Annotated in this window: 20 protein-coding genes; 9 read left to right on the plus strand and 11 right to left on the minus strand. The window is 66.5% G+C overall.

Annotation, left to right across the window (positions count from 1 at the left end; translation table 11 throughout):
- Positions 1-5 precede the first annotated feature (5 nt).
- Positions 6-1,478: a Gfo/Idh/MocA family protein gene (locus tag C3B78_RS16385; protein ID WP_104998999.1), complete on the minus strand. Its 1,473-nt coding sequence runs from the start codon at positions 1,476-1,478 to the stop codon at positions 6-8.
- 376 nt (positions 1,479-1,854) lie between these two features.
- Here C3B78_RS16385 and C3B78_RS16390 point away from each other — a divergent pair, with 376 nt between their 5' ends.
- Complete coding sequence (locus C3B78_RS16390) at positions 1,855-2,889, plus strand: LacI family DNA-binding transcriptional regulator (protein WP_104999000.1); 1,035 nt, start codon at positions 1,855-1,857, stop codon at positions 2,887-2,889.
- 7 nt (positions 2,890-2,896) lie between these two features.
- Here C3B78_RS16390 and C3B78_RS16395 read toward each other — a convergent pair whose 3' ends face one another.
- Entirely contained in the window at positions 2,897-3,604 is a 708-nt protein-coding gene (locus C3B78_RS16395) for a FadR/GntR family transcriptional regulator (RefSeq protein WP_104999001.1), read from the minus strand.
- A gap of 99 nt (positions 3,605-3,703) precedes the next feature.
- Here C3B78_RS16395 and C3B78_RS16400 point away from each other — a divergent pair, with 99 nt between their 5' ends.
- On the plus strand, positions 3,704-5,065 hold the full coding sequence (locus tag C3B78_RS16400; protein ID WP_104999848.1) for an alpha-hydroxy acid oxidase: 1,362 nt from the start codon (positions 3,704-3,706) through the stop codon (positions 5,063-5,065).
- Positions 5,066-5,146: 81 nt separating this feature from the next.
- On the opposite strand, the gene C3B78_RS16405 is transcribed toward C3B78_RS16400, so the two are convergent.
- Together C3B78_RS16405 and C3B78_RS20160 are read right to left on the minus strand one after the other, a co-directional pair.
- Positions 5,147-5,722, minus strand: a complete 576-nt coding sequence (locus tag C3B78_RS16405) for an ArsR/SmtB family transcription factor (protein WP_104999002.1) — start codon at positions 5,720-5,722, stop codon at positions 5,147-5,149.
- Between the two features lie 35 nt (positions 5,723-5,757).
- A complete protein-coding gene (locus C3B78_RS20160; protein WP_234005438.1) occupies positions 5,758-6,078 on the minus strand; it encodes a hypothetical protein in 321 nt (106 codons plus the stop codon).
- Here C3B78_RS20160 and C3B78_RS20165 point away from each other — a divergent pair.
- A complete protein-coding gene (locus tag C3B78_RS20165) occupies positions 6,077-6,244 on the plus strand; it encodes a hypothetical protein (RefSeq protein ID WP_234005439.1) in 168 nt (55 codons plus the stop codon). The genes C3B78_RS20160 and C3B78_RS20165 overlap by 2 nt on opposite strands.
- Positions 6,245-6,256: 12 nt before the next feature.
- Here C3B78_RS20165 and C3B78_RS16415 read toward each other — a convergent pair whose 3' ends face one another.
- The gene (locus C3B78_RS16415; protein ID WP_104999003.1) at positions 6,257-7,468 is read right to left on the minus strand and encodes an acetoin utilization protein AcuC; all 1,212 of its coding nucleotides are present in this window, start codon (positions 7,466-7,468) and stop codon (positions 6,257-6,259) included.
- A gap of 104 nt (positions 7,469-7,572) precedes the next feature.
- On the opposite strand from C3B78_RS16415, the gene C3B78_RS16420 reads away from it, so the two are divergent.
- Together C3B78_RS16420 and C3B78_RS16425 are read left to right on the plus strand one after the other, a co-directional pair.
- Positions 7,573-9,006 carry a TrkH family potassium uptake protein gene (locus tag C3B78_RS16420; RefSeq protein WP_104999004.1) on the plus strand — a complete coding sequence of 478 codons (1,434 nt, stop codon included), beginning with the start codon at positions 7,573-7,575 and terminating at the stop codon, positions 9,004-9,006.
- Between the two features lie 40 nt (positions 9,007-9,046).
- Complete coding sequence (locus tag C3B78_RS16425) at positions 9,047-9,685, plus strand: potassium channel family protein (protein ID WP_171059109.1); 639 nt, start codon at positions 9,047-9,049, stop codon at positions 9,683-9,685.
- A gap of 72 nt (positions 9,686-9,757) precedes the next feature.
- Here C3B78_RS16425 and proC read toward each other — a convergent pair whose 3' ends face one another.
- The 5 genes from proC to C3B78_RS16450 form a co-directional block, all read right to left on the minus strand.
- Entirely contained in the window at positions 9,758-10,591 is an 834-nt protein-coding gene (gene proC / locus C3B78_RS16430; RefSeq protein WP_104999006.1) for a pyrroline-5-carboxylate reductase, read from the minus strand.
- Positions 10,592-10,892: 301 nt separating this feature from the next.
- A complete protein-coding gene (locus C3B78_RS16435) occupies positions 10,893-11,882 on the minus strand; it encodes a Ppx/GppA phosphatase family protein (RefSeq protein ID WP_104999007.1) in 990 nt (329 codons plus the stop codon).
- Positions 11,883-11,889: 7 nt separating this feature from the next.
- Positions 11,890-12,309 carry an SseB family protein gene (locus C3B78_RS16440; RefSeq protein ID WP_104999008.1) on the minus strand — a complete coding sequence of 140 codons (420 nt, stop codon included), beginning with the start codon at positions 12,307-12,309 and terminating at the stop codon, positions 11,890-11,892.
- Between the two features lie 43 nt (positions 12,310-12,352).
- On the minus strand, positions 12,353-15,079 hold the full coding sequence (gene topA, locus C3B78_RS16445; protein WP_104999009.1) for a type I DNA topoisomerase: 2,727 nt from the start codon (positions 15,077-15,079) through the stop codon (positions 12,353-12,355).
- A 124-nt stretch (positions 15,080-15,203) separates the two neighbouring features.
- Positions 15,204-16,859, minus strand: coding sequence for a DUF7059 domain-containing protein (locus C3B78_RS16450; protein WP_104999010.1), 1,656 nt, complete (start codon positions 16,857-16,859; stop codon positions 15,204-15,206).
- A gap of 65 nt (positions 16,860-16,924) precedes the next feature.
- Here C3B78_RS16450 and C3B78_RS16455 point away from each other — a divergent pair, with 65 nt between their 5' ends.
- Positions 16,925-17,401 carry a hypothetical protein gene (locus tag C3B78_RS16455; protein ID WP_104999011.1) on the plus strand — a complete coding sequence of 159 codons (477 nt, stop codon included), beginning with the start codon at positions 16,925-16,927 and terminating at the stop codon, positions 17,399-17,401.
- A 101-nt stretch (positions 17,402-17,502) separates the two neighbouring features.
- Positions 17,503-18,039, plus strand: a complete 537-nt coding sequence (locus C3B78_RS16460; RefSeq protein WP_234005440.1) for a hypothetical protein — start codon at positions 17,503-17,505, stop codon at positions 18,037-18,039.
- An 8-nt stretch (positions 18,040-18,047) separates the two neighbouring features.
- Here the strand turns inward: C3B78_RS16460 and trhO are convergent, their stop codons facing one another.
- Entirely contained in the window at positions 18,048-18,941 is an 894-nt protein-coding gene (gene trhO / locus C3B78_RS16465) for an oxygen-dependent tRNA uridine(34) hydroxylase TrhO (protein WP_104999013.1), read from the minus strand.
- Positions 18,942-19,094: 153 nt separating this feature from the next.
- On the opposite strand from trhO, the gene C3B78_RS16470 reads away from it, so the two are divergent.
- Positions 19,095-19,787 carry a GNAT family N-acetyltransferase gene (locus C3B78_RS16470; RefSeq protein WP_104999014.1) on the plus strand — a complete coding sequence of 231 codons (693 nt, stop codon included), beginning with the start codon at positions 19,095-19,097 and terminating at the stop codon, positions 19,785-19,787.
- Positions 19,788-19,868: 81 nt separating this feature from the next.
- Positions 19,869-22,244: a DEAD/DEAH box helicase gene (locus tag C3B78_RS16475; protein ID WP_104999015.1), complete on the plus strand. Its 2,376-nt coding sequence runs from the start codon at positions 19,869-19,871 to the stop codon at positions 22,242-22,244.
- Positions 22,245-22,255 lie beyond the last annotated feature (11 nt).

Raw genomic sequence — 22,255 nt, forward strand, 5'->3', positions numbered from 1 at the left:
GCCGGTCACTTGCCGCGGCGAAGGTCGACGCCGAGGTCCAGGTCCTCGATGCGCACGGGCAGGGAGGTCTCGAGGGAGCGGTTGCCGGCGATGCCGACTGACACCGACCTCAGCCCGTCCAGGTAGCCGGAGGGGCGTCCCAGCGGGTCCTCGCCCGGGCCGTTGAACAGGTCCGAGAGGAGAAGCTCGTCCCCGCCGCCGTGGCCGCCCTCGCCGTTGACGATGGGCACCTCGTAGGCTGCTTCCCAGTGGCGCTGGACCACCAGGCGTTCCCCGTTGCGGCGGATGGCGTCTTCTTCCTCCACCGGGGTGGCGCTGGGATCCACGACGGTCTTTTTGTCCGTGCTGTGAAGCACGGCGGCGCGTTCCACGACCTCAAGCTCGGCTCGGCCTTCCGTGCCGTTGACAGCGACGCGGTAGCCCTCCCACGGGCTGTGGGCGTTCAGCGAGTAGCTCAGGCGGGGGCCGCCCTGGTACTCCACCACCAGCGCGAGGTTGTCCTCGATGGTGATGCCGCCGGTGAAGACGTCCTGGTCGCGGCGGTAGCCGTCGTAGTGCTCGTTGTCCAGGAACAGTGCCTTGAGCCGCTCGTCCTCCCGCAGGTCCAGCGCGAAGGGGTCCTTTGCGCCGGTGCTTGTTCGGGCGGCGGAAGCATCGGCGTCGGGCGTTCCACGCTCCGGACGGGGGCCCAGGCCGCGCTCGGCGGCGTTCCTGTCACCGTAGAACTTCAGACCGCCGGACGCGAAGACCCGCTCCGGGACGTCGTCGATCCACCAGTTGACCAGGTCGAAGTGGTGGGACGCCTTGTGGATCAGCAGGCCGCCGGAGTTCTTCTTTTCGCGGTGCCAGCGGCGGAAGTAGTCCGCACCGTGGACCGTGTCCAGGACCCAGCTGAAGTCGATGGACGTTACCTTGCCGATCACGCCGCTCTGGATGACCTCCTTCAACGCGCTGTTGCGCGGCGAGTAGCGGTAGTTGAACGTGACCACAACGTTCCGGCCGGTCTCATGCACGGCCTGGGTGATGCGGCGGCAGCCCTCAGCGTCAATAGTGAGGGGTTTTTCGACGACGACGTCCGCCCCGGCGCGCAGGCCCTCCACGATGTAATCCGCGTGCGTGTAGTCCGGCGTGGTGACAATGACGCGGTCAATGTTGTTGGCCTGGATGAAGGCCGTGAGGTCCGCCGGGTCAAAGGACGCAACGGGTCCCGGAGCTCCCAGTTCCTGGATGAGCTTCTGGTAGAACTCCACCCTGCCCGGGTTGACGTCGGACAACGCCACGAGCTCCGCAGTGCCCGCATGCTTGCCGAAGATCGCGCGGATGTACATCTCGGAGCGGCCCCCGGTGCCGATCAGGGCGATGCGGGCCTTGCCGCCCTGGCGGGCGGGAGCGGCCGGGGCGCCGGGAACAGCGTGCAGGCCGTCCGTGGACCCGGGCCGGGCCTCTGAAGCAGAAGTCGACTCGGCTGTGTTGACCATGAGGGTCCCTTTCGAAGGCTTAGGTCCGGCCCGCTGGGCCGTTGTTGCGTGTAGATCCGGTTCATGCTGAAGGGCGTGTGAGAAAACGCTTTCCCGGTTTGCTATAAGATTTGTATCAACCGGACCGTCCATCCGTCAACCATTGACAGCACTGGCAGAAAACGCTTTCCGCCAGAGTGCAGCCCCAGCACTGGAAAACCCGGGAAAACCGGGTGGGAAATTTCGGGAAACCAAGAGAAATCGTTTTCCCCCTCCCGTTATATGCTTTCACTCACGATGTGCTTTGACCAGGACGTCGACAAGGAGTTGGCCGGGTCCCCCTGCCAGCGGACTGCGCCCGGCCCTGCCGGCTCCGGCGCGAAGGAAGGGGCCACTTATGGTCAGGAAATCGGCTTCCGGCCGGATCGGCATCGCGGATGTTGCCCTCAAGGCGGGCGTCTCGCACGCCACGGTTTCGCGCGTCATGAACGGCAATTTCACTGTTGACCCTGAGATCGCCGCCCGGGTGAGGGCCGCTGCTGCTGAACTGAAGTACCAGCCCAACCCGGTGGGACGAAGCCTGGCGCTCGGCAAGACCGACACCATCGGCATCGTGGTGCCGGACCTGGCCAACCCCACCTTCCAGGCCATCCTCCGCGGCCTGAGCCGGGCGGCCGCCCAGGACGGCTACCGCGTCCTCATCGCCGACTCCTTTGAAGTCTCCAGCGAGGAGTCCATCCTTGCGGGTGAGGCTCGCCGGCGCTGCGATGGCCTGGTCCTGTGCGCTCCACGCATGAGCGACGCCGAGCTGGAAGAGCTTGCCCCGTCGCTGCGCCCGCTGGTGCTGATAAACCGCACCACAGCAGCGGCGGATGTTCCCAGCCTGGTGGTGGACTACAGCCAGGGCGTGCAGGACATCGCCGAACATCTGGTGGAGCTCGGGCATACGCGCCTAGCTTTCCTGTCAGGGCCTCCCCGCAGTGCCTCCAACGACCTCAGGCTCCAGGGCCTGGAGGCGTTCAAGACCGCCCATCCGCACGTCGAGGTCACCATGCTTGAAGGCGGCTCCGACTTCGACACCGGCCATGGGGCAGTGGACGCAGTGCTGGAGAGCGGTGCCACCGGGATCCTGGCCTTCAACGACCTGGTGGCCATGGGCCTGATGAGCGGGCTGCACGAGCGCGGCCTTGACGTTCCCGGCGACATCTCCGTCACCGGGTTCGATGACATACCCTTCGCCAAATACACGACGCCGACACTCACCACGGCAGCGGTTCCCATCACCGAGCTGGGCGCGGAGGCATGGCACCAGCTGCGGGCCCTCATCCGGAACGAACAGAGCCAGGCTCCCGGCAGCCACTACCAGCCGAGGCTCGAAGTGCGGGCCAGTACCGGCCCGGCCAAGGCCGCCCGCACCGCGGTGCACGGCTGACATCCGTTCAGGGGGCCGGCCGGGCCCCCGCCGGATCCAGTCCCGCTTCCTTGTAGTAGCCCTCGATGTGGGCCGCAACGAGCCTTGCCGCGCGTTCGCCGTCGTCATTCCTGATGGCCGCGAGGATGCCGCGGTGCTCCGACTTCAGCCGCGACGCCGTGTCCTCCCAGTCGGGAAGGTTGGAGGTGATTTGGGCGGCATAGCTCTGGATGGATTCGCGCAACGATCCCATCATGGCGCTCACTACGGCATTGCCGGCGGCATCGGCCAGGGCCAGGTGGAACCGGACGTCCAGCGCAAGGAACTCGTCAACGGTAAGCCCTTCCGCGGCCATCTGCTCCAGTAAGGCAGCGGCCGCCTCCAGCTCCGGCGCGTCCGGCCTGGCTTTCGACGCCGCCCAGGACTCCAGGAGCACCCGGGTTTCCACGATGTCCGCCACCGGAAGGTGCTGGGTTGCAACGTGCAGCCGCAGGGCAGAGCCGAGGGCCGCCGTCGGATCCGAAATGACCACCGTGCCGGCCTCCGGACCCGAGCCCACCCCGGCCCGGACCACGCCCATCGCCTCAAGGATCCGGATGGCCTCACGCACGGACGTTCGGGACACCTTCAGCTGTTCCGCAAGCGTGCGCTCGGCCGGAAGGCGGCCGCCCACGGTCAGCCTGCCCTCCGAAAGCTCATTTTCGATCCACGACAAAACAAGCTGGTGCGTCCGCATAGGGCAATGGTACTTGATGTGGTTGGACCACATGGCCTACAGTGTGGTTAGACCACAGGAGGTCCCGGACGCGGACCTGCCGGCCCAATGGAGGACGCCATGACCCACACCATCCAGCCCAACAATCCGGAAGCAACTCCCGCACCGGACGCGACTGACATTCCGGCCTCAGCCGCGCCGGCCCCGTCCACTGCACAGGAATCGGCTGCAGCACCGGCTGCAGCTGCCGTGCCGGCCGCGCTGAAGCGCCGCATCCCGAAGTACTCGGACCTCGCTCCGCTGATGCAGTTCAAGAAGCCCGAATTCAGCAAGGAGGCCCGGCTCAAGCGGGCCAGCACAATCTGGGAGCTGCGGGACATCGCAAAGCGCCGGACCCCGCAGGCGCCCTTTGACTACACGGACGGCGCCGCCGAAGGGGAAATCACCCTTCGGCGTGCACGCCAGGCCTTCCTGGACATCGAATTCCGGCCCGGCATCCTGCGGAACGTCTCCGCAATCGACCTCAGCACCGACATCCTGGGCAAGCCGTCCCGCCTTCCGGTGGGGATCGCACCCACCGGCTTCACGCGGATGATGCAGTCCGAGGGCGAGTACGCCGGTTCGCAGGCAGCCGAGGCGGCCGGCATCCCCTACACGCTGTCCACCATGGGCACCGCGTCCATCGAGGACGTTGCCGCCGCCGCACCGAACGGCCGCAACTGGTTCCAGCTTTACCTGTGGACGGACCGCGACCGCTCCCTGGAACTGATCGAGCGCGCCGCCAAGGCGGGCAACGACACCCTGATGGTCACCGTGGACACCGCCGTCGCCGGTGCCCGCCTCCGCGACGTCCGCAACGGCATGACCATCCCGCCGGCGCTGACCATCAAGACTGTCCTGGATGCGTCCTACCGGCCCGCCTGGTGGTTCAACTTCCTCACGCATGAGCCGCTGACTTTCGCTTCCCTGTCCCGCTACACCGGCACCGTGGCGGACCTGATCAACTCCATGTTCGACCCCACCCTCACCTTCGAGGACCTGGACTGGCTGCGGGAAACCTGGAAGGGCAACCTGGTGGTCAAGGGCATCCAGACCGTGGAGGACGCCCGCCGGGTTGTTGACCATGGAGCGGACGGCATCATCCTGTCCAACCACGGCGGCCGCCAGCTGGACCGGGCTCCCATCCCGTTCCACCTGCTCCCTGAGGTCAAGGAAGCCTTCACCAAGGACCACACGGATGCGGCGATCATGCTGGACACCGGCATCATGAGCGGCGCCGACATTGTGGCGGCCCTCGCCCTTGGCGCCGACTTCACGCTGATCGGCCGCGCTTACCTGTACGGCCTGATGGCCGGTGGCCGGGCGGGCGTTGACCGCACCCTGCAGATCCTCGAAAAGGACATGGCCCGCACCATGGCCCTGCTGGGCGTCAGTAAGATCTCCGAGCTGACCCCGGACCACGTCCGGCTGCTCAGCAACTAAGCGGCCACCCAACTAGGTAGCGCCAAGTGTCGTTTTGAGGGGTCAAAACGACACTTGGCGCTACCTAGTTGGGGTGAGGAGCTATTTCTTGCGGCCGAACTTCGGCAGGTTGGGGAGGTTGGCGAGGAGGTCCGCGGCCTTGGTGGCGGCGCGGCCCACGGTCCTGCCGATCTGCTGGGGCACGCTGTCATCACTCAGCGGCGCTGTGGTTCCGCCGGGAATCACGACGGCGGGGCTCAGGTCTGCACCGTCCCTCGCCAGGACTCCGGCGGACACGGCCTCGGCCGCTACTGCGCCGGCGGTCGCGGCCTCCTTGTGTGCAGCTGCCGCCTTCCTGGCTTGCGCAGGCGCAGGTTCGGCCTGTCCGGCATCAGCGGCTGCGGCCGGTACCGCGCAACCGACGTCGAGCGTTTCCAGCCAGCTGGCAATCCCCTCCAGCGGCTTACGGTTCAGCGCGTAGTAACGCTTCTGGCCCTGCGCCCTCATGCTCACCAGCTGCGCTTCGCGAAGGACTTTGAGGTGCTTGGAAATGGTGGGCTGGCTTGCCGCCAGTTCCTCCACCAGTTCGCCCACGGCCTTGTCTCCGGAACGGAGGGAGAGCAGGATGTCCCGCCGGGTCGATTCCGCTATGACGGCAAATACGTCGTCTGTCACCATGCCTCCCACCCTAGCGACATATACGCCGAAAGGCATCAACTATTTCGGCCTGCAGACGTCACCATTGCCCAGGTTTCCCGGCAGTGCTGGAACGGTGTCACTTCTGCCCGGATTCCCGCGCGGCGGCCGCCGCGGCTTGAGGGTGGACGGTGATGGAGTTCCTTCGCCAGCAACTGTTCAATGTCATCGCGTTCGTGTTCCTGGGCCTTTTCGCGGCAGTCTGGGGCGCGGTGCTGCTGCGCGTCGGCCCTGGGATCCATCGCCGAGGTCCGTCGGGACGAGCTCCAGCGGGAGCCGGGCAGGCCCGCGGCCTTCAATCCTGCCGAGGTCACGGCCAGGCTGTCCGGGCGGATCATGGCAACAATCCTGGTCTACCTCGCCGCGGGCCTGGCTGTCCTGCTGCTCTGGCTGGCCAAGGGGACGGCTTCAACGGACGTGATCGGCGCGTTCGCTTTGTCCCTCCTGGACTGGCTCATCGGCGCCGCCGGGGTGGTGTTCCAGACGGAGAAGCCCAGCAGCTGACTGACCCGGCAGTCAGTCGAACCAAGGGTCCAGCCCGTGGAGCGGGAAGACTGCCTTCCGCGTGGCCATGACGGTCCTGTCCACGGCATCGTTGGGGTCAAAGCCCACTTCCCAGGACCGCCACCACAGTTCCACGTCGTCGCCCATCAGGAGGGGGGCGTCCCTGCCGAACTTGGCCAGGACATAGGCACGCCAGTTCTCCGGGACGGGCGTACGCAGCGGCACGGGCCGCCCGGACGCGATGGCAATCAGGTGGCTCCAGGACCGCGGGACCACGTCAGTAACGTTGTACCCGCCGCCACCGGTGGCGATCCAGCGGTTGCCGCAGTGGCGGGCGGCGAGGCTGCCGACGGCGGATGCGGCCTCCCGCTGCCCGTCAACGCTGAGGTTGAGGTGCGTCAGCGGGTCCGTGCGGTGGGAGTCGCACCCGTGCTGGCTGACGATAACCTCCGGCTGGAAAGCGGCCACCAGCTGCGGCACCACCGCGTGGAAGGCGCGAAGCCAGCCGGCATCCCCCGTCCCTGACGGCAGGGCGACATTCACCGCCGTCCCCTCGGCCTGCGGACCGCCGATCTCATTGGCGAATCCCGTCCCGGGGAAGAGCGTAAGGCCGCTCTCGTGGAGCGAAATGGTGAGCACACGGGGATCATTCCAGAAGATGCTCTCCGTCCCGTCCCCGTGGTGGGCGTCGACGTCGATATACGCCACCTTGCTGATGCCGCCGTCGAGCAGCCTCTGCACGGCGAGTGCAGCGTCGTTATAGATACAGAACCCGCTGGCCCGCTCGCGGGCGGCATGGTGCATGCCGCCGCCGAAGTTAACCGCGTGCAGCGCGGAGCCGTCCAGGATCCGCGAAGCAGACAGCAGCGAACCGCCGGCCAGCCGGGCTGCCGCCTCATGCATGCCCGCGAAGGCGGGATCGTCCTCCGTGCCCAACCCGCGGGCCTCATCGGGCTCGCCGGGATTGGCGCTGACCCTGCGGACTGCCGCAACAAAGTCTGCGGAATGCACCGACTCCAGCGCTGCGTCGTCCGCCACTTCGGGCGCTTCCACCACCACGTGGTCCAGGCCGAACAAACCCAGGCTGCCGGCCAGGCGGGCGGTCAGGTCCATCCGCTCAGGTGCCATCGGATGGCCCGGACCGAAATTGTAGGCAGTCATGTCAGAACTCCACGCCACCACCGTTGGGGGCGCGGGCTGGCTGAGACCCGGGAGGTATGTCATCAATCACAGGCTACCCGAGCCGGCGGCGCCTCCTGCCCGGCCATAACGCCGGCATTAGTGGTTTACTACTGAGGGAAGCAGTTTCTACCGAGGAAAAGCCACACATGACGCAAAGCCAGTCGAGGCCCCGGAACCCGGCCAGCTGGCATCCCGCAGCGCAGGAGCGGGAAGGCCTCTGGATTCTTACGCGGCTGCGCGACTTCATTGACGACATCGCAAACACTTCCCCGGCCCGGCTTGCCCTGACGGTGTTCGCGGCCGTATGCCTGGTCTTCACACTCATCCTCTCGCTGCCGGTCTCCTCCGCCGCCGGCACCCCCACCCCGATCCATCAGGCGCTGTTTACGGCCGTTTCAGCCGTGTGCGTCACCGGCCTGACGGTCGTCTCGACGGCGGTTCATTGGTCCTTCTTCGGGCAGCTGGTGATCCTGGTGGGCGTCTTCATTGGAGGCTTGGGTACGCTGACCCTGGCCTCGCTGCTTGCCCTGATGGTCAGCAAGCGGCTGGGCATGCGGGGGAAAATCATCGCGGCGGAATCCATGAACAATGCAGGCCGCCTGGGCGAAGTGGGCACCCTGCTGCGGATTGTCATCACAACATCAGTGGTGATCGAAGGAATCCTGGCGCTGGCCCTGGTCCCGCGGTTCCTGACCCTCGGCGAGCCGTTCTGGCAGTCCGTATGGCACGGGATCTTCTACTCCATCTCGTCCTTCAACAACGCCGGTTTTACCCCGCATTCAGATGGCATCGTGCCTTACGAAACGGACCTTTGGATCCTGGTCCCGCTGATGCTCGGCGTCTTCCTGGGCAGCCTCGGTTTTCCCGTGGTAATGGTTCTCCACCAGAACGGGCTGAACTGGAAGAAGTGGAACCTGCACACCAAGCTCACCATCCAGGTGTCCTTCATCCTCCTGTTTGCCGGCACATTCCTGTGGGCCTTGATGGAGTGGGACAACCTGCGGACCATCGGGACCATGGATTTTGACGACAAGGTGACGCATGCCCTGTTCGCCTCCGTGATGATGCGGTCCGGCGGCTTCAACCTGGTGGACCAGAACCAGATGGAGTCCACCACCATGCTGTTGACCGACGCGCTGATGTTTGCCGGCGGCGGCTCGGCCTCCACGGCCGGCGGCATCAAGGTCACCACCATCGCCGTGATGTTCCTGGCGATCGTGGCGGAGGCCAGGGGCGACGCCGATGTGCAGGTCTATGGCAGGACCATCCCGCAGGGCACCATGCGCGTTGCCATCTCCGTGATCGTTGCGGGCGCCACCCTGGTGTCCGTCTCCGCCTTCCTGCTGCTGCACATCAGCGGGGCGTCCCTGGACCGGGTGCTGTTCGAGACCATTTCGGCTTTCGCCACCGTGGGGCTCAGCACCAACCTCAGCGCAGAGGTGCCGCCGGAGGGCGTTTACGTCCTCGCGGCCCTGATGTTCGCCGGCCGCGTCGGCACCGTGACCCTTGCGGCCGCCCTTGCCCTCCGCCAGCGCAGCCAGTTGTACCACTATCCCGAAGAGAGGCCGATCATTGGCTAGTTCCCCAGACGCCCCCCGGCGCCCCGCCCACAACGCTCCAGTGCTGGTGATCGGATTGGGCCGCTTCGGTTCATCCACGGCAGAACAACTGGTCAAGCAGGGCCGGGAAGTCCTGGCCATTGAACGGGACCGGTCCCTGGTGCAGAAGTGGGCACCGCTGCTGACCCACGTGGTGGAGGCCGACGCCACCAACATCGATGCGCTCCGCCAGCTCGGCGCGCAGGAGTTCAGCTCCGCCGTCGTGGGCGTGGGCACGTCCATCGAGTCCTCCGTGCTGATCACGGTCAACCTGGTGGACCTTGGCATCGAGCACCTGTGGGTGAAGGCGATTACGCCGTCCCACGGCAAGATCCTCACCCGGATCGGCGCCAACCACGTGATCTACCCGGAGGCCGACGCCGGCGTCCGCGCGGCCCACCTGGTGTCCGGACGGATGCTGGACTTCATCGAGTTCGACGACGACTTCGCGATCGTGAAAATGTACCCGCCGCGGGAAACGGTGGGGTTCACCCTGGACGAGTCAAAGGTCCGCTCCAAGTACGGCGTGACGATCGTGGGCGTGAAGTCACCCGGCGAGGATTTCACCTATGCCCGCCCGGAGACCAAGGTGTCCTCCCGGGACATGCTGATCGTGTCCGGACATGTAGACCTGCTGGAACGGTTCGCGGCACGGCCGTAATTGCACGGGTGCCTGGGCCCACGCCCGCCGGGTTCCCTGGCCGAGCTTGCGAGGTTAGGGAGCGGGTGGGGACTAGCCGAGCTGCCTGGTGATTTCGGCTGCCCGCTCCGTTGCCGCGCGGGCACCGGCCACAATGATGGCAGGAAGGCCCCGCTGGTCGAAGGTGGCGATGGCCCGTTCAGTGGTGCCGTTCGGGCTGGTCACCGCCTTGCGCAGCGCTGTTGGATCCGCACCGGGCTCGGCCAGCATGAAGCCGGCGCCGGCAACGGTTTCCCGGGCCAGGAGAACGGACAGTTCCGGATCCAGGCCCAGTTCCCGGCCCGCTGCTGCCATTGCTTCCGCCAGGTAGAAGGCGTAGGCGGGTCCGGAGCCGCTGATGGCCGAGACCGCATCCACTTGTTCCTCGGGGACCTCCACCACCGTTCCCGCACCCTGCAGGACGTCCTTGACCTCTTGAAGCTGCTCCGGGGTGCAGTGCGTCCCCGGCGACACCGACACCACGCCGCGGCCCAGCTTTGCCGGCGTATTGGGCATGGCGCGGATTACCGGCTGTCCCGCCGGCAGTGCGGCCTCCAGTTGGGCGATGGACACCGCGGCAGCCACGCTGACCACCACGGCGGTTGGTGAGAGGGAGGGGCTGATCTCCCGGGCAAGGTCAAGGATGCCAACAGGCTTGACGCCAAGGATGACAACGCCGGAGCCCTTGGTTGCCTGTTTGTTGTTGTCCGGCTCCTCCTCACCGGCAATCGCGGTCACGCCGTGGTGCCGCTCGGCCAGTTCCGCGGCACGCCCGGCACGCCGGACCGTTGCGACGACGTCCGCCGGGTCCGTCCCCGCTTCCAGCAGGCCACTCAGAATTGCTTCGTTCATGGATCCACAGCCCAGGAAGGCGATTCGGTTGCTCATGGCTCCATCATTACAGTTAGGCCCGGCCGGCGCCGAAATTGATGACCAGGGGTGGACACCCAATCATCAGGGAACTCGCTGAAATGCACTCACAGGTTGCTCACATGTAAGCCGCAGGTGCCTCACAACTTTGGGTTCTAACGTAGTTATTACCTCATTGAGGGTGCGAGTGATGCGGCAGGGATGGGGATTCCTGCCAGGGCACCGGCAGTCGGCAACAGGTTTTCCCCCATTTTCCTGTTGCGGACGCCGGTGCTTCCGCTTTTAACCGCCGCTTTGCTCCGGGGCGGTCCCCAGGGCCTTAGGCCGGGGCTTCGACAACCTGCGGCGCCACCACATGGGGCGCAGGGTCCAGCGGCCCCGAAAACACCAGCTGGTCCAGGCGGCGCAGGATCAGGCCTTCACGCAGGGCCCAAGGGCAGATCCGGAGTTTCTTGAACCTGAAGAGCTCCAGCGCGGCCTCGGCAACGAGTGCTCCGGCCAGCAGCTGGTGTGCCCGCGCCTCGGAAACCCCCGGCAGGTGCAGGCGGTCCTCGACCTTCATCGCCGAGATGCGCTGCGCCCACACTCCAAGGTCCGTGGCATGGAGCTCCCGCTTGACGTACGGGCCGGCCGCGCTCGGCGCCGCACCGGCAATCCGTGCAAGCGAGCGGAAGGTCTTGGATGTGCCCGCCACAACGTTGGCACGGCCCAGACCGTCGAATTCCCGCACGGCCGGCTTGAGGGTGGCCTGGATGTACCGCCGCAGTTCCTTGACGCTCTTGGCCGACGGGGGGTCTTCGGAAAGCCAGTCCCTGGTGAGCCGGCTGGCTCCCAGCGGCACGGAGGTGGCAACTTCCGGAAGTTCGTCCTGGCCGAAAGCCATCTCAAAAGAGCCGCCGCCGATGTCCAGGTTGAGGATTGGCCCCGCGCCCCAGCCGTGCCAGCGCCTGACCGCGAAAAAGGTCATCGACGCCTCTTCGCTGCCGGTGAGCTCCTGCAGCGTGACGGTGGTTTCGTGTTTGACGCGCGCCAGGACTTCAGGGCCGTTGGTGGCCTCGCGGATGGCCGACGTACAGAAGGCCAGGAGGTCCTCGGCCTTGTGCCTGGCGGCAAACTCCCAGGCTTCCAGCACGAATTCGGTGAGCTCGTGCTGGCCGGCGTCGTTGATGCTGCCGTCCGGTTCCAGGTACTGGACCAGGGACAGCGGCCGCTTGTGCGAGGCGAAGGGCACAGGGCGCGCGCCGGGGTGGGCATCCACCAGGAGGAGATGGACAGTATTGGACCCGATATCGAGGACGCCTAGCCGCATGGTGACATTATTGCTCGTCGGCCCGTTTGAAGTCGCGCTTGATGTTGGCAACGCCCTCGGGGTTGATCTCGAACCCATAGGCGGCGCCCGGGTTGATGACCATGCCCAGCTCCTCGCCGATGTTCGCGATGATGGCTGCGCCCTGGGTCCCAAGCACGTTGGGCGCGGCTTCGAGGTACTGCTGGTCCACACGGCTGGGGTGCGAGAAGACGGCAAGCACGGGATCGCCGTCGGCATTGCCCAGGACCAGCGGCTCCACCTGCGAGTCCTCGCCCTCGATGCCATCCGAACTGATGATGTAGACCTCGCTGTTCAGGAAGGACAGGATGACGTCCACGGGGCTCGCGTCGGGCTGCCCGCCTTTTGCAAGCTTCTCCTCGAGGTCGTTCAAGGGCGTGGTGTCTGCAATTCCTGGCTGTTCAGTCATCCCTATACCCGATCACGATCCCGTGCCGCATGCAAACGCCTGGCTATTTCTTTGCGGTGGCCTTTTTCTTGGCCGGCGCCTTGCGGGTGGCAGTGCGCTTTACCGGGCCCTTGGCACGCTTCTCGGCCAGGAGCTCCACGGCCTGCTCGCGCGTCAGTTCCTCCAAGGACGTGGCCCGCGGCACGGTGATGTTGGTGATCCCGTCCGTGATGTAGGGGCCGAACCGGCCTTCCTTCACCACGATGTTCTTCTCCGACACGGGGTCCGGGCCGAACTCAGCAAGCGGCGGGACGGCAGCGCGGGCTCCACGCTGCTTCGGCTGGGAGTAGATCTCCAGCGCCTGGTCCAGCGTGATGGTGAAGATCTCCTCCTCCGAGCCGATGGACCGGGAGTCGGTTCCCTTCTTCAGGTACGGACCGAACCGTCCGTTCTGTACCGTAATGAGGTTGCCTTCGGCGTCCTCGCCCAGGACGCGGGGGAGGCTCATGAGCTGGAGCGCCTCGTCAAGGGTCACCGACTCAACGGTCATGGACTTGAACAGCGAGCCCGTGCGAGGCTTGGCCTTGACGGGCTTCTTGGGCGGTTTGGGCTTGCCGTTCTTGTAGTACTCCACCGGCTGTGCAGCGATTTGTTCCTCGGTCATTTCCGGGATGATCTCGGTGACATAGGCGCCGTAGCGGCCATTCTTGGCGACAACGGTGTGGCCTGTGTGAGGATCCGTGCCCAGCACGCGTTCCTCGGGGGCAGCCGTCTCCATCAGCTCAATGGCCTTCGCGGCGGTCAGCTCGTCCGGAGCCAGGTCCTCCGGCACGTTGGCGCGGGGCGACTCCACGATCTCCCCCGTCTTCGGGTCAACCGTGGCAGCGGAACTTTCCAGGTACGGGCCGAATTTGCCCACCCGCAGCGTGATCTGGTCCGTGATGGGAATGGAGTTGATTTCCCGCGCGTCGATTTCGCCGAGGTTGTTCACGATGCTCAGCAGGCCCGGATCCGAGTCCTCGCCGAAGTAGAAGTGCCGCAGCCAGGAGGCACCCACGGCCTGGCCGTTGGCGATCTTGTCCAGGTCGCCTTCCATGTCTGCGGTGAACTCGTAGTCCACGTAGTCGCTGAAGTGCTGTTCCAGCAACCTGATGACAGAGAAGGCGATCCAGCTGGGGACCAGGGCCGAACCCTGTTTCCGGACGTAGCCGCGGTCCTGGATGGTGGAGATGGTGGAGGCGTAGGTGGACGGACGGCCGATGCCCTTCTTCTCCAGCTCCGCCGTCAGCGATGCTTCCGTGTAGCGCGGCGGCGGCGAGGTCTCGTGGCCCACGGCGATGATGTCGGACGCCTTCAGGGCGTCGCCCTTGGCCACATTGGGGAGGCGGCGGGCTTCGTCGGAGTCGTCGTCGCCGCGGGTCTCGTCCTTGCCTTCCTCGTAGGCGGCAAGGAAGCCGGGGAAGGTAATCACTGTTCCGGACGCGGAGAACTCCGCGTCCCGCCCGTCAGCGGACACGGCGCCCAGGCGGATGGTGGCCGTAGAGCCCTTGGCGTCAGCCATCTGGGAGGCGACGGTTCGCTTCCAGATCAGCTCGTAAAGCCGGAATTCGTCGCCGGAGAGCTGCTTGGCCACCTGGGCCGGCGTGCGGAACGAGTCACCGGCGGGGCGGATGGCCTCGTGCGCTTCCTGGGCGTTGGCTGCCTTGCCGGTGTACACACGCGGCGACTGGGGGATGTACTCCGGGCCGTAGAGCTCCGAAGCCTGGCGGCGGGCGGCCGTGACAGCTTCATCACTCAGCGCGGAGGAGTCCGTACGCATGTAGGTGATGTAGCCGTTTTCGTACAGCCGCTGGGCTACCTGCATGGTGCTCTTGGAGGAGAAGCGGAGCTTGCGGCCCGCTTCCTGCTGCAGCGTGGAGGTGGTGAACGGCGCAGCGGGACGGCGGGTGTACGGCTTGGTGTCAACGGAGCGGACACGGAACTCCGCATCCTGCAGCCCGGCCGCCAGGGACGCAGCCAGCTCCTCATTGAGGTGGGCGACGTTCTTGGAGGTGAGGACGCCGTCGTCGTTGAAGTCCCGGCCGCTGGCCACCTTGGCGCCGTCCACGGCGGCGAGCTTCGCTTTGAAGGAGCCGGCATCTGCACCGAACTGGCCCGTGAGGTCCCAGTACGAGGCGGCCTTGAAGGCCATCCGCTCGCGTTCGCGGTCCACCACCATGCGGGTAACCACGGACTGCACGCGGCCGGCGGACAGGCCGCGTGCCACCTTGCGCCACAGCACCGGGGAAATCTCGTAACCGTACAGCCGGTCCAGGACGCGGCGGGTCTCCTGCGCATCCACCAGCGCGGTGTCCACATCGCGCAGGTTGCCCATGGCGCGCTGGATGGCTTCCTTGGTGATTTCGCCGAACGTCATCCGGTAGACCGGGACCTTGGGCTTGAGCACTTCGAGCAGGTGCCACGCGATGGCTTCGCCCTCGCGGTCCCCATCGGTTGCGAGGTAAAGTTCGTCGGCATCCTTGAGCGCGGCCTTGAGCTCAGTCACCTTTTTCTTTTTGTCCGGGGAGACCACGTAGTACGGCTTGAAGTCGTGCTCAATGTCGACCGCGAACTTGCCCACCGAGGTCTTCTTCAGTTCGGCGGGGAGTTCGGACGGCTGGGGAAGGTCGCGGATGTGACCAATGGAGGCCTCTACGATGAAGCCCTCGCCCAGGTACTTGGCGATGGTCTTGCTCTTGGCCGGAGACTCCACAATCACGAGTTTCTTGCCGGTTTTGGCCTTGCTTGGCACGGTGCTCCTACAGAAAAAGGTTGCTCGGGCAGATGCGCCCATACTGGCCTAGTTCACCATATTTTGCAGAAATGTGCGCATCCATGTGGAAAAGTAGGGGGTTCCCAGGCAGGCCTTCGGCGCCCTATTCCGCGGCGGGGATCAGGAAACCGTCGCGGACCAAATTGGCCACGTCGGTGAGCAGCCCGGTCCGGAACGAGCCGGCGTCGAACCCCTCCTCCCCCGCCATTCCGCCGCCGAGCAGCGCCTCCAGCGCCCCCGCGATCTGGCCGGCAGTCAGGTCGCCGTCGCACGCTGAAACGAAGCCGGCCAGCTCGGTGCTGAGCAGGTTGGTCCGGCGCAGCCCGGCGCCCTGGCGCAGCAGGATGACCCCCGGATGCTCGGCGCCCGGCCGCTGGTGGCGCTCCTCCGTGACGTCGTCCGCCACCAGCAGGTGCGCATCCTCCAGGCCGTGCGCGGCCAGCCAGTCGATGCGTTCGACGGCGGCCCCCAGGTGGGGTCCGATGGGCTGTTCAATGGGGTGCGTGATTTCCTCGAACCGGCTGATGGCGGCCTGCCCCGGTTCAACGGGCCGGCGCAGCCAGACCATGCCGAAACCGATGCCCTCCACCTCCCTGGATTCGAAGTCTGCGAGGTAGGCGGCGTAGGCCTCCCGGTAGTGCTGCCGGTCCCGGCCCTCGGAGGCGTCCCGGAGCCATGTTTCCGCGTATTCCTCGGGCCCCACCTGCTCGCGCTGGATGAACCAGGCATCGATGCCCGGACCGGCCCAGCTTTGCGGCCGTTCCTGCCACGACGCTCCCGCTATGACCTCCCAGTTGCCCAAAAGCTGGGCTGTTCCGGCAGGCGCGAGGACGGACGGCAGTGCCCTGACGAGCGAAGAGACGATCTCGTCGCCCGGCAGGCCGCCGTCGCGGTACGTGAACTGCCCTGCGGCGTCCTCCCCTGCGCTGCGCGGCGTGATCACGAACGGAGGATTGGACACCACCAGCCCGAACTCCTCGCCCTCCACGGGGTCCAGGAGTGAGCCCAGGCGCAGGCTGACCCGGTCCGCGAGCCGCGCGGGATCAACGGAGAGGGCCTGCGCATTGAGGAGGATGTTGAAGCGGGTAAAGGCGAGGGCGCGTTCGGAGATGTCCGTGGCGGTGACGTGCCGGCAGTGGTGGAGCAGGTGGAACGCCTGGATGCCGCAGCCCGTGCCCAGGTCCAGGGCGCGTTCGGTGGGGCGGCGGACGGTGGTCTGCACCAGCGTGGTGGAGGCATGGCCGATCCCCAGGACGTGGTTGTGCCGGAGCACCCCTTCCTGCTGGTGCGCCGCCAGGTCGCTGGCCACCCAGAGTTCCGTGCCGCCGGCTGCGCTGTCTCCTGCGGCGCCGTCCCAGCCGTAGGGCCGCAGGTCCACCTTCGCTGCCAGCAGCCGGGAGCCGGGAACGGGTTCAACCAGCCCCAGCGTGAGCAGGCCTTCCGCACGGATGCCGGGAAGGACTGCGTCGAGCGTCTCCGCCGCCTGCGGCTCGGCGAGAAGCCAGAGGCGGACGACGGCGGCGAGCGCCTTGCTTCCTTCGTCCTGCCGCATGGCGCGGTCCGCGGCCAGCAGGGCCGGGATGATCTGGTCCCGGTCCAGCGCTGCGGAGGCGGCGGGGCCCAGGAACCGGGCGACGCCGTCGGGTGTGTAGTCGAGCCGGCGCAGGTCCGCGGCGAGGGCGGCGAGCAGTTCCGGCCGGTCGCTGCGGGGCGCGTCCGGGGTGTTGCCGGCAGTGAACTCGTATGGGGATTCAGGCACCGCTCAAGTTTAGTCCGGCGGGCTGCAAGGCTTTGCAGGCGGCGTTGACGCGGTAGCGTGGAGCCATGCCTTCCAGTTTTGCCGTCCTTTTGCGCGCCCGGCTCCGGCCGGCGGGGCGTGCCCGCCGGTTGCCGTGGTCCGTAGTCTTCGCAGGCGCGGCCGTCCTTGCCCTGGCCGGCTGCTCACCCGTGGTTTCCGTCGAGAACGCGGACGTCCCCCAGTGGCAGGCCACCGCGCTGCCCCCGGCGCCGGGCGCCGTCATCGAGGACGCCGGTAAGATCCTCAACCGGAACCGCATTATTAAGGAAGCCGCAGATGTTCCCGCAGGGCGCTACATCCTGACTGCAACGTGCGATGGCGGCGGCAAGGCGTTCTTCGCCGTGTCACTCGATGGAACGATGCTGGCGGACGCAGGAGCGGCGTGCAACGGCAGCCGGGAGACAACCAAAATCACCCTGCCCGAGGCCGGCACCCTGGAGATCAGCGCTTCCAGCGTGGACGCGCCCCTCCTCTACGCGTACCGGCTGGCACCCGCCGGATAACGGTCCCTTCAGCTCTGGCCCGCCGGCGGCGGCGGGCATACAGTCTGACTATGCCCAGTGTGCGGATCGCCTCCGCGCCTTGTACCGTGCGGACGCCCCACGTGCGCACAGCGCCGGTGCCGCTGGCCCGGAAGCCGCGCGCCGCCGTCGTCATTGCTGCGCTGGCTGCCGCGATGGTGCTGGGCGGCTGCGAGTATACGTACGACGACGGCCGGAGCGTGCCGGGGCCCGTCGAGGCAGAGCCAACGCGGCTTCCCGGGCCGGTGTTCACCCGCGACCCGTTGCAGAACGACCCCGTCAGTGAGGCTGAACTTGGCGCTTGGGTAACCCGGACGCTGCCGGACACTGGGCAACCGGTGGCCCACGCCAGCGCAGGGCTCATGGCAGCCGGGGAAATACGGGCCGAGTCGACGCCCGTCCTGGGGACCGGCACCTACGCGCTGGCCTTGGCGTGCCGCAGCCAGCGCCGTGTGACCTTCACTGTCCGCAGCGAGTCCCTCACGCTGGTGGACCTGGGGCTTCGGTGCGGGATCAACCGGGAAAACGTTATTTACCTTTCCTCGGAAACAGCCCTCACCATCCGGGTGGAAGCCCGGACCGGGGCGAACTACGCGTACCGGCTGCGGCTTCTCTCATAGCCTGTTCCCTAGGCTGCGCACCCTTCGGGGCAGCGCAGGGTTTCCGGGCTGGACGCACAGTCGGCGCAGTACAGGGTGAGGGTGCGGCAGCTGGGGTTTGAGCAATTCTCGAACTTGCTGGTGGGCGCCGCGCAGCGGGTGCATTGGCCGATGGTCTTGGCGTCCTCGCTGAACTCGAGGTGCATTCGCTTGTCAAAGACGTAGAGCGAGCCTTCCCAGAGCCCCTGGTCCTTGAATGCCTCGCCGTAGCGGACAATGCCGCCGTCCAGCTGGTAGACCTCCTTGAAGCCCCGGTTCACCATGAGGCTGGACAGCACCTCGCAGCGGATCCCGCCGGTGCAGTAGGTGACCACCGGCTTGTCCTTGAGGTCGTCATACTTGCCGGACTCCAACTCCTGGATGAAGTCGTGGGTGGTGGCGACGTCGGGGACGATCGCGTCCTTGAAGCGGCCGATCCGGGCTTCGAAGGCGTTCCGGCCGTCGAAGAAGACCACGTCCTGACCGGCTTCCTTCTTGCTGTCCACCAGTTCGTGCAGTTCCTCCGGCTTCAAGTGCGTACCGCCGCCCACCACGCCGTTCTCATCCACCCTGAGTTCCCCGGGCGCGCCGAAGGAGACAATCTCGTCCCGGACCTTGACGCTGAGCCGGGGGAAGTCCTCGGCTCCGCCGTCGGACCATTTCACGTCGATGCCGCGGAAGCCCTTGTACTCGCGGGTGGTCTTCACGTACTGCTTGACTGCGCCGATCTCCCCGCCCACGGTCGCGTTGATGCCGTCCTTGGAGATCAGGATGCGCCCGGTCAGGCCGAGCTTCTCGCACAGCGCGCGCTGCCAAAGCCGTACCGCTTCGGGGTCCGCGATCGGTGTAAAGCCGTAAAAAAGCACAATTCGGTTCAAAGCCACGTATTTAAGGGTACCGGCACGTTCCGCAGCGAAGGGTGCTGGCCGGTCCGCTCCGGCTTCCGCGATGGTCCCGGGCGTTTTCGGCTCATCACGATTGCATAAGCTCTCTGCCACCCCCTGTTGCTTAAGTTCGGGCTGGAATATTCTCATCCCATGACCCCGGAAACCATGGTTGAAGACATCACTGGCCTTCTTGAGGTGTGGGTGGCGGGCTGGGCCGGTTGCCGCGGCTACAGGACATCCACAGAGGGACGCTTTCCCGCCGTGCTGCGAGCCGACACCAGCGGCGAGTGGGAATTCTTCGCGTCCGAGCCCACGGACGATGAGTTCGCGGTACTGGCCGCCAAAACGGCCGAAGTTCCGGCCAGGGTCCTCACCATCCTGACCAATGACACGGCCCGCTACTCTGCCCTGGCCGCAAGGCACGGGCTGAATGTCACATCTGACTCGCAGGCGATGATGATTGTGGACATGGAGACCCAGGACGCCGAGGATCCCTGGCTTTCCGACGACGAACTGACCTGGACCACGTCCCTGCAGAACGGCGTCCATTACGCAGAGGTCCGTTCCGGCGACGCGCTGGCCGCCAGCGGACGGGTTTACGTGGTGGGCGATACCGCGGTGTTCGACAAGATCATCACGGAGCCGGCCTTCCAGCGCCGGGGCCTGGGCAGTTTCATCATGCGGGCCCTTGCAGCCAAGGCCTTCGAGCACGACGTGCAGGAGGGGCTCCTGCTGGCCTCCGCGGACGGCCAGAAACTTTACTCCCACCTTGGCTGGACCACGGTTTCCCGGGTACTCATGCTGTCCGCTTCCCACGACGGTTTGGACCTTTCCCTGAGCTGAGTCTTACTGTTACCCCCCCACGCTGTTACCCCGACGGCGAACCGGGGCCCGCAGGCCGCTGCCGGGTGAAACAATGTTCGGGTGAACCCCCATGACTCCCTGATTTCCTTGCTGGGCCGCGGCCCGGAACCGGAGCAGCTGCGTCATGTCCGCACTATCCCGGCCCGTGAGGCCGAGCACGAGCCCTGGCCCGCGTGGGTGCATCCGGACCTGGTTGCGGCGTACGGGTCCCTGGGCATCCAGGAGCCCTACCGGCACCAGGTGGAAGCAGCCGGAATCGCCCACGCCGGCGAACACGTTGTGGTGGCCACCGGCACGGCGTCGGGAAAGTCGCTCGCCTACCAGCTGCCGGCCCTGGACGCCATCCACCGTTCCGAACTGCGGGTCATGGCCGAGCCCGGGAAAATCCATGACGACGGCGCCGTGACGCTCTACCTGTCCCCCACGAAGGCCCTCGCGGCGGACCAGCTCAATGCCATCAGGGCCCTGCAACTGCCCACCGTGCGGGCGGAAACCTACGACGGCGACACCGACCCCGCCTCGCGCCGCTGGATCAGGGACCATGCCAACTTCATCCTTGCCAACCCGGACATGCTGCACTTCGGGATTCTTCCCAACCACGCCTGGTGGGCCGGGTTCTTCCGCCGTCTGCGCTACGTGGTGATTGACGAGGCCCACAGCTACCGGGGCGTCTTCGGTTCCCACGTGGCCAACCTGATGCGCCGGCTGCGCCGGATCTGCGCGTACTACGGTGCGGGCACGGCCTATCCGGGGCCGGTATTCATCGCGGCCTCCGCCACAGCTTCGGAGCCCGAAGTCTCCTTCGCCCGGCTGATCGGGGCCCCGGTGAAGGCAGTTTCCCGGGACGGCTCGCCGCACGGCGCCACCACGGTGGCTTTCTGGGAACCCGCCCTGACCGAGGTTCGGGGCGAAAACGGCGCCAAGGAGCGGCGGACGGCTGTGGCCGAAACCGCAGACCTGCTGGCGAACCTGGTGTCGGCCCAAGTCCGCACCATAGCCTTCATCAAATCCCGGCGCGGGGCGGAGACTATTTCCTCCATCACCAAGCGCCTCCTGGACGAGGTGGACCCCAGCCTGCCGCAGCGGGTGGCTGCCTACCGTTCCGGGTACCTTCCCGAGGAACGCCGCGCAGTGGAAAAGGCGCTCCGCTCAGGGCGGCTCCTGGGTGTTTCGAGCACTTCCGCCCTGGAGCTGGGGATCGACATTTCCGGCCTGGACGCGGTCCTGGTGGCGGGCTGGCCGGGGACGCGCGCCTCCCTGTTCCAGCAGATCGGCCGGGCGGGCAGGGCCGGGCAGGACGCCATCGCGGCCTTTGTTGCCAGCGATGATCCCCTGGACACTTTCCTGGTGAACCATCCGGAAGCGATTTTCGATGTGTCAGTGGAAGCAACTGTCTTCGACCCCTCAAACCCCTACGTGCTGGGTCCACACTTGTGCGCCGCAGCAGCGGAACTTCCGCTTGGTCCTGCCGAACTCGACCTCTTCGGCAGCACGGCGGAGTCCCTCCTGGACCGGCTGGTGGCCCAGGGGTACCTCCGCCGGAGGCCCGCGGGCTGGTTCTGGACACACTCACAGAGCGCGGCGGCCATGGTGAACCTGCGGGCCGACGGAGGCGGACCGGTGAGCATCGTGGATGCCGAAACCGGGTCCCTCCTGGGCACCATGGATTCCCCCCAGACCCACTACCAGGCCCACACCGGCGCTGTTTACATCCACCAGGGTGACAGCTACGTCGTGGAGGACCTGAATGAAGATGACCACTGCGTGATGGTGCGCCGTGCCAATCCCGATTACTACACCACCGCCCGGGACGTCACCCAGATTGAGGTTCTGGAGACGCAGCGCACGGTCCAGTGGGGTGACGTTTCGGTGCACTTCGGTGATGTCAAAGTCACGACGCAAGTGGTGTCCTTTCAGCGCAAGGCCCTGATCTCCAACGAAATCCTTGGCGAGGAGCCGCTGGAACTCGGTGCCCGCGATCTCTTCACCAAGGCCGTCTGGTTCGTGGTGGACAACCGTTCCCTCACCGGGGCGGGGCTGATCGAAGCCCAGTTCCCCGGTGCGCTGCATGCCGCGGAGCATGCGGCCATTGGCCTGCTGCCCTTGGTGGCGTCAAGCGATCGGTGGGACATCGGTGGAGTGTCCACGGCCCTGCATGCGGACACCGGGGTGCCCACCATCTTCGTGTATGACGGGCATCCCGGCGGCGCCGGTTTCGCCGAACGGGGTTTCGACAAGGCGAAGGTATGGCTCACAGCTACCCGGGACGCCATCAAGGCCTGCGAGTGCGATTCCGGCTGCCCCTCCTGCGTCCAGTCACCGAAATGCGGGAACAAGAACAACCCCCTGGACAAGGCCGCCGCGGTCTCCCTCCTCGACGTCCTGCTCAAGGACGCCACCGAGGGCAGCTCCCTGAGGATGGAAGCGCGGCGCTGACGGGGCAGGCT

Source organism: Arthrobacter sp. PGP41, from assembly GCF_002953935.1.
GTDB lineage: Bacteria > Actinomycetota > Actinomycetes > Actinomycetales > Micrococcaceae > Arthrobacter.